Source organism: Leisingera sp. S132 (assembly GCF_025144465.1).
Taxonomy (GTDB): Bacteria; Pseudomonadota; Alphaproteobacteria; order Rhodobacterales; family Rhodobacteraceae; genus Leisingera.
Window position 1 is genome coordinate 2507964 of sequence record NZ_CP083553.1, and the last position, 11931, is coordinate 2519894.

Annotated in this window: 11 protein-coding genes; 4 read left to right on the forward strand and 7 right to left on the reverse strand. The window is 65.5% G+C overall.

Features of this window, described 5'->3' with window-relative positions; all coding sequences use genetic code 11:
* Window positions 1-212: 212 nt before the first annotated feature.
* Window positions 213-2288, forward strand: a complete 2076-nt coding sequence (locus tag K3725_RS12450) for a bifunctional sulfate adenylyltransferase/adenylylsulfate kinase (RefSeq protein WP_260015642.1) — start codon at window positions 213-215, stop codon at window positions 2286-2288.
* A gap of 101 nt (window positions 2289-2389) precedes the next feature.
* On the opposite strand, the gene K3725_RS12455 is transcribed toward K3725_RS12450, so the two are convergent.
* Both K3725_RS12455 and K3725_RS12460 read right to left on the reverse strand, forming a co-directional pair.
* Window positions 2390-2791, reverse strand: a complete 402-nt coding sequence (locus tag K3725_RS12455) for a response regulator (RefSeq protein WP_260015643.1) — start codon at window positions 2789-2791, stop codon at window positions 2390-2392.
* On the reverse strand, window positions 2751-4238 hold the full coding sequence (locus tag K3725_RS12460) for an ATP-binding protein (RefSeq protein ID WP_260015644.1): 1488 nt from the start codon (window positions 4236-4238) through the stop codon (window positions 2751-2753). Before K3725_RS12460 ends, K3725_RS12455 begins: the two co-directional genes overlap by 41 nt.
* A gap of 101 nt (window positions 4239-4339) precedes the next feature.
* Between K3725_RS12460 and K3725_RS12465 the strand changes: the two genes are divergently transcribed.
* Window positions 4340-5083 (forward strand): ABC transporter substrate-binding protein, encoded by a 744-nt coding sequence (locus tag K3725_RS12465; protein WP_260015645.1) that lies wholly within the window; start codon window positions 4340-4342, stop codon window positions 5081-5083.
* A 71-nt stretch (window positions 5084-5154) separates the two neighbouring features.
* On the opposite strand, the gene K3725_RS12470 is transcribed toward K3725_RS12465, so the two are convergent.
* The 3 genes from K3725_RS12470 to K3725_RS12480 all read right to left on the reverse strand — a co-directional run bounded on the left by K3725_RS12470 (window position 5155) and on the right by K3725_RS12480 (window position 6814).
* Entirely contained in the window at window positions 5155-6039 is an 885-nt protein-coding gene (locus tag K3725_RS12470) for a PhzF family phenazine biosynthesis protein (protein ID WP_260015646.1), read from the reverse strand.
* Between the two features lie 131 nt (window positions 6040-6170).
* Window positions 6171-6395, reverse strand: coding sequence for a DUF1150 domain-containing protein (locus tag K3725_RS12475; RefSeq protein WP_260015647.1), 225 nt, complete (start codon window positions 6393-6395; stop codon window positions 6171-6173).
* A 5-nt stretch (window positions 6396-6400) separates the two neighbouring features.
* A complete protein-coding gene (locus tag K3725_RS12480; RefSeq protein WP_019298576.1) occupies window positions 6401-6814 on the reverse strand; it encodes an Hsp20 family protein in 414 nt (137 codons plus the stop codon).
* A gap of 181 nt (window positions 6815-6995) precedes the next feature.
* Between K3725_RS12480 and K3725_RS12485 the strand changes: the two genes are divergently transcribed.
* Window positions 6996-7220 (forward strand): YdcH family protein, encoded by a 225-nt coding sequence (locus K3725_RS12485; RefSeq protein ID WP_039185773.1) that lies wholly within the window; start codon window positions 6996-6998, stop codon window positions 7218-7220.
* 182 nt (window positions 7221-7402) lie between these two features.
* Here the strand turns inward: K3725_RS12485 and K3725_RS12490 are convergent, their stop codons facing one another.
* Window positions 7403-8449 (reverse strand): AraC family transcriptional regulator, encoded by a 1047-nt coding sequence (locus K3725_RS12490; RefSeq protein WP_260015648.1) that lies wholly within the window; start codon window positions 8447-8449, stop codon window positions 7403-7405.
* Window positions 8450-8577: 128 nt separating this feature from the next.
* Between K3725_RS12490 and K3725_RS12495 the strand changes: the two genes are divergently transcribed.
* Complete coding sequence (locus K3725_RS12495) at window positions 8578-9603, forward strand: alpha/beta fold hydrolase (protein WP_260015649.1); 1026 nt, start codon at window positions 8578-8580, stop codon at window positions 9601-9603.
* 111 nt (window positions 9604-9714) lie between these two features.
* Here the strand turns inward: K3725_RS12495 and K3725_RS12500 are convergent, their stop codons facing one another.
* The gene (locus K3725_RS12500) at window positions 9715-11754 is read right to left on the reverse strand and encodes an NADH:flavin oxidoreductase (protein WP_260015650.1); all 2040 of its coding nucleotides are present in this window, start codon (window positions 11752-11754) and stop codon (window positions 9715-9717) included.
* Window positions 11755-11931: the final 177 nt, after the last annotated feature.

Genomic DNA, 11931 nt, shown 5'->3' on the forward strand with positions numbered 1-11931 from the left:
CCTGTTTGCCCCGCAGCCCGCTGCCGCACCAGCCATCCGGCCCGGCACGCCGCGGGAGAACAATCCCCCCGGCCACCCGCTCCCGTTGCAGCCCTGCAACGCAGCAGAATTTCGCCGCCCGCCGCCAGTTTCTGCTTTGCATCCGGGGCGGATCATGCAATGCGTTCACGCGTGAACACACTTTTAACCCGTTGACCGTACTGCCGCCGCCCGTGACCGAACCCGCTTCCATATCCACCCCTGAAGGCGAAGACCTGCTGTTCCGCCTCCTGCGCCAGCTTGATACGGCGCCGGATGCTTCGCAGCGCGCGACCGCCGCCGCGGTGGGGATTTCTCTGGGGCGGCTCAACACCCTGTTGCGCGCTGCGGCCGATAGCGGCCTGATCACCATCAGCGCCCGCCCCGGCCCGGACAAGCGGCAGCGGTTCGCCTATTCGCTGACCACCCGGGGTGCGGCGGAAAAAGTGCGGCTCACCGATCAATTCCTTGCCCGCAAGCTCGCAGAATACAATGCGCTGCACGCGGAACTCACCGGCTCCGCTAGCGGCCTCCCCCCTCTCAAACACAGGACCAACCCGATGCAAAGCAATCTGGCTCCCATCCCTGAGCTTTATGTCTCCTACGAAAGCGCCCAGAAACTGAAAGTCGAAGCAGCCGACCTGGTCAGCTGGGACCTGACCCCGCGCCAGATCTGCGACCTGGAACTGCTGATGAACGGCGGCTTCAATCCGCTTAAGGGCTTCCTGTCCGAGGCTGATTACAACAGCGTCGTCGACACCATGCGCCTGACCGACGGCAGCCTGTGGCCGATGCCGATCACCCTGGATGTGTCCGAAGACTTCGCCGCCAAGCTGGACGCGGGCCAGGACATTGCCCTGCGCGACCAGGAAGGCGTGATCCTTGCCACCATGACCGTCACCGACAACTGGGTGCCGAACAAGGCGAAAGAGGCCGAGAAGGTCTTTGGCGCCGATGACGATGCCCACCCGGCAGTCAACTACCTGCACAACCAGGCCGGCAAGGTCTATCTGGGCGGCCCGGTCACCGGCATCCAGCAGCCCGTGCACTATGACTTCCGCGCCCGCCGCGACACCCCGAATGAGCTGCGCGCCTACTTCCGCAAGCTGGGCTGGACCAAGGTTGTTGCCTTCCAGACCCGCAACCCGCTGCACCGCGCCCACCAGGAGCTGACCTTCCGCGCCGCGCGCGAAGCCCAGGCCAACCTGCTGATCCACCCGGTTGTCGGCATGACCAAACCGGGCGACGTCGACCACTTCACCCGCGTCCGCTGCTACGAGGCGGTGCTGGACAAATACCCGGCCGCCACCACCTCCATGTCGCTCTTGAACCTGGCGATGCGCATGGCCGGCCCGCGCGAGGCGGTCTGGCACGGCCTGATCCGCAAGAACCACGGCTGCACCCATTTCATCGTCGGCCGCGACCACGCAGGCCCCGGCAAGAACTCCGCCGGCGACGATTTCTATGGCCCCTATGACGCGCAGGACCTGTTCCGCGAGTTCCAGGGCGAAATGGGCATCGAAATGGTCGACTTCAAACACATGGTCTATGTGCAGGAGCGCGCCCAGTACGAGCCGAACGACGAGATCGAAGACCGCGACAACGTCACCATCCTGAACATCTCCGGCACCGAACTGCGCCGCCGCCTGGCCGAGGGCCTGGAAATCCCCGAGTGGTTCTCCTTCCCCGAGGTCGTTTCCGAGCTGCGCAAGACCAAGCCGCCGCGCTCCAAGCAGGGCTTCACCGTGTTCTTCACCGGCTTCTCCGGTTCCGGCAAGTCCACCATCGCCAACGCGCTGATGGTCAAGCTGATGGAAATGGGCGGCCGCCCGGTCACCCTGCTCGATGGCGACATCGTGCGTAAGAACCTCAGCTCCGAGCTGGGCTTCTCCAAAGAGCACCGCGACCTCAACATCCGCCGCATCGGCTATGTTGCGTCCGAGATCACCAAGAACGGCGGCATCGCCATCTGCGCCCCGATCGCGCCCTACGCCACCACCCGTCGCGCCGTGCGCGAGGACGTGGAACAGTTCGGCGCCTTTGTCGAAGTGCATGTTGCCACCTCGATCGAGGAATGCGAGCGCCGCGACCGCAAGGGCCTCTACAAACTGGCCCGCGAAGGCAAGATCAAGGAGTTCACCGGCATTTCCGACCCCTACGACGTGCCGGCCAACCCGGAGCTGTCGGTCGAGACTGAGAACGTCGACGTTGACAACTGCGCCCACCAGGTTCTGCTGAAGCTGGAAAGCATGGGCCTGATCAAGGCCTGAGCCTGACGGCACAGCGAGAAACACAAACGGCCCGCCATCCGGCGGGCCGTTTCCTTTCCGCAACAGCAGGGCCGCCCGCGCTGCCGCCCAGGGCCGCACGGCTAGTGTGACGCGATCAGTGCCGCAATCTGCTTCACATGCTCCACCGTCAAAGGCTTGTTCAGGAAATCCTTCACCACGTCAAAACGCATGGCCCGCGCCTTGTCTTCCGGGTTCAGCGAGGTCGTGATCATGACCACGACGCTTTTGGCAAAGCCTTCGCCGATTTCCCGGCTCGCAGCCTCCAGGAACTGGAAACCGTCCATTCTGGGCATGTTGATATCCAGAAGGATGACATCAACTTCCAGCTGGGGGTTGGCCTTCAAATGCTCCAGCGCCTCATCGGCATAGGTGAACCCCAGCACCTCCTCCACCAGTCCCGACTTGTTCATGATGCGCTGGTACTGGCGCTGATCGATCTTCTCATCGTCGATCAGAACCGCCAGCTGAATGGGTTTCGTCATTAAAGCTCCTTGGCAGTTTCAAAAGGAAGGCTGTTCCGCCATCCAGTCCGTCTTGAATGGAAATCTCACCGCCATGATTTGAGATCACACGGCGGCAGGTGGCCAGGCCGATTCCCGAACCCTCATAGGCAGCACGCGTATGAAGCCTCTTGAACAGGCCGAAAATCTTGTCCCGGTGCTCCTGTGGAACACCGATGCCGTTGTCCGCCACTGTGACGGCGAAACATTCGGCCCGGGTTTCCGCAGTCAGGCGGACAATGGGTTTCACACCCGGCTTCCGGAACTTGACCGCATTGGCGATCAGGTTCTGAAACAAAAGCCGCAGCTGCGCCGGGTGCCCGCAGACCACCGGCAGGCGGCCTGTCTCAATGCTGGCGTCTGCGGCCCGGATGTCCGCCGCCAGATCCTTGACCACGTCCTGAACCAGCGTTGCAAGATCCACGCCTTCAGCCTCAAAACCGCTTTGGACAAGCCGGGCATACCCCAGCACATCATCCACAAGCGCCCCCATCCGCGCATTCGTGGCTCGCATGTCACCCAGGATTTCCTGCTCCTCCCCGCCCAGCGCGCCGGCTTCCGCCAGCTCATCGATCAGCATCGCCATGGTATTGACCGGCGACTTCAGGTCATGGGAAAGGGCATAGGTAAACTCCGCCTGCTCCTGGTTCGCGTTCCGCAGTTGTTCGGCATAGGTTTCCGACGCCTCGCTCCACCCGTTGATGGCCGCCTCCAGGGTGTCGAACTCGGACGTGCCGCCGCCCGGAAAGGACCGCGCCGTATCCAGCACCAGCCTCTGCCCCTTTTCCTCCGGGTCATAGCTGCTGGCAAATCTGGACAGGCTGGACAGATGGCGCCCGACAAGGTGCCGGAAAATCAGCAGGATCGCCAGACTCACTACCGCTGTCTTCAGGCAGTTGGTTGCCAGGATGACCAGCGCCCTGCTCAGGACCAGGCCCCAGATGCGGGCATAGTCCGCATGGACCGTCAACACGCCCAGAGTGTCTGTCCTGCCATTCACCTGGCGCAGGATCGGCAGTTCAATACGGTACCCCGTTGCGGATGCCTCCCCCACCGTGCGGTAGGAGATCCCGGCCCCGGTAATCTCGGCACTTCTGACCCCCTCAATCCGGGCAATCCCCGCAAGCTGGGTCCGGATCAAAGTGTCATCAAGCAGCCAGACACTCTCTGCCAGACTGGGCAAAATGGACACTTCGATTTTGCCAAGAGCCGCATCCTGATCGCGTTTTTCCCGGTGAAAGTCAGCAGCCAGCTGGGCGGACGTCATCAAAAGCGCCAGCACCGTGCTGCACAGGATCGTCCAAAAGGCAAACCTGCGCGCGACAGTGCTGCGCAGCCCTTCGGCCCAGGCAGAGGCAAGAAACCAAGGTGTCCACCCGCCGGAGCTGGCGGCAGCAGCCTGCCCGTTCTGATCATCCGCAATGGTCAACTCTGTACCCTTATGCCCTTGCCTTGATATCCACTCAGGGTTGATATCATATTAAGGCATTCATGTTAAAGCATATCCAGCATCCGTAAGGGAGACCTGTTGTGTCAAAAATTGCGCCGTTTCTGCTCAGCTTCCTGTTTGCCGCGCACGCAGCCCAGGCCGAGGAATTGCAGTTCTGCTACGATCCCTATCCGCCCTACACCCTGGGCACATACGGGCCGGCCAGCGGCGGATTGAAGGTTGCGCTGCTGGAGGCCGTCACCGCGCGGATTGAAAACCTGACCGCAACGGTGACCCTGCTGCCCTGGAAAAGATGCCAGCAAGAGGCCCGCGACGGCACCATGGACGGGGTTCTGCCGCTCTTCCCGAACCCTGACCGCGCGGAATACATGGCGTTCACCGACGCCACCTTTGACGAGCAATCGGTCCTCTGGCACCGGCCGGATCAATTCCCGGAGGGCTTTGCCTGGGACGGCAGCTTCAGCACCATCTCGCATCTGCGGCTCGGGATGCTGACGGGCTCCTATGTGGACGAGGGCATGGAGACCGCCTTTGAAAGCCGGCAGGGCATTACCCGCGCCCGGGATATCCAGACCCTGATGGAGCTTCTGGTGCTCGGCCGCGTGGACCTTGTGGCAACGGATGCAGCGGTCGGTCGGCACATCCTGGTAACGGCCGGCTGGCAGGACAAGGCCCGGCGCATGGCCACGCCAATTGACAGCCGCACATCCCATTTCGGATTGTCCAAAGCCTCGGGGGCCTCCCGGCATCTGGAGGAGTTCAACCGCGCCATAGCCGCCCTGCAGGCAGAGGGGGTGATCGCCGCCCTTCTGACCGGCGGCTAGGACCAGCGCGGCACTGAAAATGGCCAGCCTGAGGGATCAGGCCGCCAGGGACAGCCCCCGGCGGCCCTCAGCTACACCATCTCCGGCAGATCCGCCGTGCCGCGCATCAGAACGAAACCTTGCCCGGCAACCCGCACGCCTTCGATCGCATCCGGCGCGCCGATCCGTTCCACGCGCGCCTGGCCCGGGCGGCCCAGCCCGTGACCCTGCTCGGCGGTGAACCCGGCCTTGTCCATCAGGCCATGCGTCCACAGGTAAGCTGCCATCGCCCCGGTGGCCGACCCGGTAAAGGGATCCTCCGGCGGGCTCGGCGGCGCCATCAGCAGGCGCGAGAAAGTGTCTCCCGCCGCCGTCGCCCCTTCCAGCGTGACCAGAAACGGCTCCATCATGTCGATGCCATCGGCGCCCAGCGACTTGCCCAAGTCCGCCAGCGCCTCCAGGTTCAGCTCCGCCGCCTCCAGAGCCGCCCGGTCGCGCAGCACGGTGACGCAGAACGGCAGCCCGGTGGAGACCTTCTGCGGCTGCCCCACGATCGCCTCCACCGGCAGGCTCACCGCCGCCGCCACCAGCGCGGGATCGGCAAAGGGGCCGAACTCCGGCGCAATTTGCGTCATCTCGATCAGATCGCCGTCCAGCTTCACCGGCACGATCCCGGCGCCGGTCTCCAGGGTGAGGCTGTCCCCCGCGATCAGCCCGCGGTCCCGCATCGCCGCCACCGTGGCAATGGTCGGATGGCCGGCAAAGGGAATCTCGCGGCTGGCCAGGAAGTAGCGCACCTTGACATCCACCACCTCCGACGGGCCGGTGAATGTGCATTCCACCAGCGAGGTCTCCCGCACATAAGCGGTGCAGACCGCTTCCGGCAAATGCGCCCCGCCGTGCACCACCGCACATCCGTTGCCGCCGAACGCGCGGTCCGAAAACGCATCCACCCAGTCGAACTCATAGCGCGCCATCTGCATCTCCCGGCTTGAAAGGCATCAAAAAAGGCGGGCCAGCGCCCGCCTTCCGCATCATGGGGGCCAAACCCCCGGAGTCAATCCGCTGGCTCTGCAACAGGCCGCGGACTGGACCTGACTCTAACCGCCTAGTGCACCGGCACCGGTGTCATGTCGTTCTGCCGCGCCAGCACAAAGGCCAGGCTGCGGTCAGCCACCAGCGCCAGCTGGCCGCCCTCAGCATCATGCACGGCATAGAGCAGCTCGCGCCCGCCGGCGTTTGCCTGCACGTCCTTGGGAAGATCTGCCACCGCAACCGCCTTCACATAGACGGTCCGGTCTCCGGAATCCTTGAAGTCAAACGGTGTGTGCATTGCTCTTACCCCTTTCTGATACTGATTGTCTGAACCACGGTTTCAGGCCGCGCACGGGTCAGATCCACATGCAAGAGCCCGTTTTCCATCACCGCCTCGCCCACTTCGACGCCATCGGCCAGCACGAACATGCGCTGGAACTGGCGCGCCGCGATGCCGCGGTGCAGGAACACCCGCCCCTCGCTGTCGTCGCGCTGGCGGCCGCGGATCACCAGCTGGCGGTCCTCGACGGTGATCGCCAGATCCTCCTCGGCGAAACCGGCCACGGCCAGGGTGATGCGGTAGGAATGGTCTGATGTCTGTTCGATATTATAGGGGGGATAGCCTTCGTTGCCCGATTTTGCCGAGCGTTCCAGGAGGCGTTCCAGCTGCTCGAACCCCAGCATATGCGGGTAAGAGCCCAAGGTTAGTTTCGACACGCTGTTCGTCCTTTATGCCAAAGCGACGGATATCCGCGGCCCCGGTACCGGCAGCCGCTTCCCCAAGAATATGGGAAGTTCTTTATGGATTCACAAGACCATGTGCCCATAGGTCTAGCGGAAAAGCCCTTAACGAAGTATCTTCATTCTCACTTCATTCATAAGCCCGATTGAGTCCCCCATGAATGCACCCACAGATGTGTCGATGAAGACGGACGAGGTCCTGAAGGTCGAGCTCGAGGTTTTCCGCAGGCAGCACCGCGATCTGGACGAGGCCATCGCCGCGCTGGAAGAGCGCGGCACCGCCGACCAGCTGACGATCCGGCGGCTGAAAAAGCAGAAGCTGATCCTGAAGGACAAGATCGCCCTGATCGAAGACCGGCTGACCCCGGACATCATCGCCTGACCCCGCGCCGGATGCCCGGCGCGCCAGCCTGTGCCAAAGGCGCACGGGCCCCTGCTGCAGAACGCAGCTGTTTCACTTGATTGAACAGGGCCTCCCGCCCCCTTTTCCGCGCAGGCAAGCTGCGCCGGACAGGCGTTGGGCATGGCAGCGCGCCTTGCGGCGCGCTGCGGGCCGGCGCTGGGTCAGGCGGTTGCGTCCTGTTCTGCCCGGGTTTTGCGGTACCCGGCCGGCGTTTCGCCGTAAACCCGCTGGAACTCGCGGTAGAAATTGGACCGCGACAGGAAGCCTGACCGGGCGGCGATCTCCGTCACGCTGCCCTCGCTGGCGGCCAGCAGCTCTGCCGCATGGGCCAGGCGGAAGCCGTTCACATATTGCGAGACGTTCACGCCCTGGGTCCGGTTCACCGCTGCCGACAGGTCCCGCGCCGGGATGTGCAGCCGCCGGGCCAGCCGCTGCACCGACAGGTCCGGATCAAGATACAGCTGTTCGCGGTCCAGCAGCTGCCGCAGCCTTGCTTCGGTGCGGGCAGCCTCACTTCCGGGCGCGGCGGCAGCCGGCGTCCGGCGCGGCGGCGCAAACACTGCCGGCAGCACAGACAGCGCGGCCAGCAGCATGATCAGCAGCGGCACCGTCCCCGCCGAGATCAGCGCCGGCACATGGGCACCGCCAAACAGGGCGAAATCGGCGGCAATCGCGGTATCCAGCAGCAGCACAAAACCCAAGAGCCCGGCAGCCCGCAGCATCCAGCGGTGCAGCTGGCCTGCCCGGTCCAGCCGCGCCTGCGCCAGCGCATCAGGCCCCTTGCGCCACAGCCCGGTCAGGGCCGCCGCATACCCCAGGTAGCTGGCGCTGATCAGCCAGTCCAGATACCGCAGGTCCGCGACCAGCAGCCAGAACAGGGCCAGCCCGGCGGCCGGCGCTGCCAGATGCATGGCTGCCTGGCGGAAGAAACGCCCGCCCTTCGGTGCCAGCGCCGCAAACCCCAGATAGAGCAGCGGCCCGAAATACACCGGCAGGATGCGCTGCAGCGGGATCAGGGCGCTGATTCCATAGCCGAACCGCAAGCCGACCAGCAGCGCCGCCAGGGCGGAGAGACCAAAAAAGGCGGCAAACAGCAGGTTCGCCCGGCGGCAGCCCAGCTCCGCCCGCCAGATCAGCACCGCCAGCGCGCCGCACAGGGCCGCCGTCATCACCGGCAGCGGAAGGGAGAGCATTGTGCTGCTGTCCATCTGTCCTCTTTCCCTGCTGTCCTGTCCTGCATCAGGTTTCAGGACAGCTATAAGCCGCTGGAGGCATTGCTGCAATTGCGCCAGCCGCCCAGGGTCAGGGGCATTGGAAACACACCCCGGAGACGTTTATGAAACCCCTTCTCTTTACCCTGGCCTTCCTCTGCACCGCGGCCGCCGCCACGGCGCAATCCTACCTGCCCGGCCTGCAGGAGCTGAAGATCCCCGCCACTGAGGACAGCCGCCCGCTGGAGGGCCTGCTGTGGTATCCCGCAACAGGCGCGCCCCCGCTGACGCCGCTCTATGACAGCAAGGTCTGGGAAGCGCCGCAGGCGGCGCGTGGCGCAGCGCCGGCCCCCGGTCCGTTCCCGCTGGTGGTGCTGTCGCACGGCATGTACGGCAACGCCCTGAACCAGGCCTGGCTGGCCGCGGCGCTGGCCCGGCAAGGCTTTGCCGTGGCGGCCATCAGTCACCCCGGCACCTCCACCTGGTCGCGCGAGCCGGACCTCAGCCGCCAGCTGTGGGAACGCCCGCGCGACATCTCCCGCGTTCTGGACCACCTGCAGGCCGCGCCGGAGTGGCAGGGCCTCACCGAACCGGACCGCATCTATATGGCCGGGCACTCGCTGGGCGGCTTCACCGCAGCACTGCTGGCCGGCGCGCGCTATGATGCAGAGAGGTTTGCCCACACCTGCAGCCAGCTGCCCGGCGACCTGGTCTGCGGCATTCTGAAGGGCTGGAAGATCGCCGAAACGCCTGAGGACCGCGCCCGCATGGAGGCAGATCTGTCCGATCCCCGGATCAAGGGCTTTGCGCTGTTCGACCTCGGCGGCACCCAAAGCTTGACCAAGGACAGCCTGGCCCGGATCACCCGCCCGATGCTGGTCTACGGCGCGCCCGTCATGAACTCCGGCCTGACGCTGGACATCGAATCCCGGGCACTGGTTCAGGCCCTGCCCGCGGCCAGCCTGCGCTACATCGAGCCGCAGACGCTCTCGCATTTCGACTTTCTGGGCGTCTGCACGCCCGCCGGAGAGACCATTCTGGCTGCCGAAGAGCCCGGCGACGAAATCATCTGCCGCGGCGGCGGTGCAGAGCGGGCCGCCAAACACCAGCAGATCATCGCGGAAGTCGTCGCATTTTTCCGCAGCAACTGAACCGCCAGCCGGGTCTCCCGCCCCCTGACCGTGCAGCAAAGCTGCGCGGCCGAGGCGTTCGGCATCGCAGCGCGCCTGACGGCGCGCTGCGGGCGTGCGATGCGGCAGGCGTCAGAGATCCTTGCACAGCCGCAGCGCATCATAGACGGCGGCATGGATATTGCGCCCCGCCACCGCGTCGCCTGCGCGCGCCAGCCAGTATGCCCCCGCCGGGTTCGCTTGCGCAAAGGGGCTGCGGCCTGCAATCATCTCCTGATGATCCAGCTGCCCCAGATTGCGCGACCCGGGCTTCAGCGCGTGATACAGGTCCTCGGCGGGCGTGACCCCATGCTCCGAGACGACATGGTCCGCGAGCCGCTCCTGCACTTCTCCGGTCAGCACATGGCGCAGGGTGATGCGCTTGCGGCTGCCTTCGGCGGCCACAGACACCGGCTCCAGCAGGCTCTCGAACAGCACCCCCTGCCGCGTCAGATCGCGCAGGACCACGGCAGAGTTCGTCGGCCCCAGGTCGTGCCCCGCCATCCGGTCCGGCGTCGCCAGGGTGACCGCGCAGCCCATCCGCGCCATCACATCCGCGCAGACCAGCGCGGCGTGATCGCCGGCCTCATCCAAGAGCAGCACCTCTCCCGCAACCCGCGCCTCGCCGCTCAGCACTTCCCAGCTGGACGTCACCAGAGGCCCGCCGGGAATGTCCAAAGCCTCCGGCCAGCCGCCGGTGGCCACGATCACCGCATCCGGGGCCTCCGCCAGCACATCCTCTTCTTCGGCGTAAGTATTGAGGCGCACGTCCACCCCCAGCCGCTCCACCTCACGGATCAGCCAATCCGCCACGCCCCAGATCTGGCGCCGGGTCATGCCCTTGGCCGCCAGCGCAATCTGGCCGCCCAGGCGCCCGCTGGCCTCGAATAGCACCACCTGATGGCCGCGCTCCGCCGCCACCCGCGCAGCCTCCAGCCCGGCCGGGCCGCCGCCGGCCACCACCACCTTGCGCCGCTCCGGCGCGGGGGAGATCACATGCGGCATCACCGCTTCGCGCCCCGTCGCCGCATTATGCCCGCAGACCGCAGGCTTGCCCTGATTAACCCGGTCGACGCAGTAGCCCAGCGCCACGCAAGGCCGGATGCGTTCCTCCTCGCCGCGCTGCAGTTTCTGCACCAGATAGGGGTCGGCCATATGCGCCCGGGTCATGCCGATCATGTCCGCCTGCCCATCGCGGATGGCATGGCGGGCGGTGGCGATATCGGCCACGCCCCCGGCATGGAACACCGGCAGATCCACCGCCGCGCGGATCGCGCCCGCCACAGTCAGATCCGGCGCCGCGGGCATCCCCATCGGCGCCACCCAGCCCGCCAGTCCCAGATCGTCATACGGCGCACCCGCCAGCACGTTCAGGAAATCCACCGCGCCGGTGGCGGCGATCTTCTGCGCGGCTGCGATGCAGTCGGCGGCACTGAGGCCGCCCTCCGCCAGTTCATCCCCCGTGACCCGCATGCCGAGGATCAGATCCGGCCCCACCGCCGCGCGCACCGCCTCCAGCACCTGCAGCGTCAGCCGCAGCCGGTTGTCGAGCGACCCGCCGTAATCGTCCTCCCGGCAATTGACCAGCGGCGACAGGAACTGCCCCAGCAAATGCGAGTGAGACAACAGCTCGATCCCGTCGAACCCGCCCTGCCGGCAGCGCTCTGCCGCGGCGGCAAAATCCTTGATAACGCGGGAGATATCCTCCTGTTCCATCACCTTCGGAAATGCCCGGTGCGCCCGCTCCCGCCGCCCGGATGGCCCCAGCACCGGCAGCCAGTGGCCGTCATCCCAGGCGGTGCGCCGGCCCATATGGGTGATCTGGCACATCACCGCCGCGCCATGGTTGCGCACCCCGCCCGTCAGTTTCTGGAACCACGGGATGATACTGTCATCGCCCGCATAAAGCTGACCGAACACCGACGGGCTGTCCGGCGCGATATTGGTCGAGCCGCCAATCATCGTCAGCGCAAGGCCGCCCCGCGCCTTCTCCTCATGGTACAGCCGGTAGCGGTCGCGCGGATGGCCGCCCTCCTGGAACGAAGGCGCATGCGCCGTGCTCATGATCCGGTTGCGCAAGGTCAGGTGGCGCAGCTGCAAGGGCTGGAGAAGCGGGTCGGTCTGCTGGGTCATGAAGAAGGTTTCCGGGCAACATTTCCCCACCAGAACAACCGCCCGGCGCCGCCGCGGCTTGCAGAAAACCGGCATCTCCCGGCCCCTGTTGCGACACCCTGTCCGGCGCCTGCGGTTTCTCCTTCTGACCGGATGGTCAAAGCCGGATTTTCCGTTTAGGAGCAGCACAATTTTGCC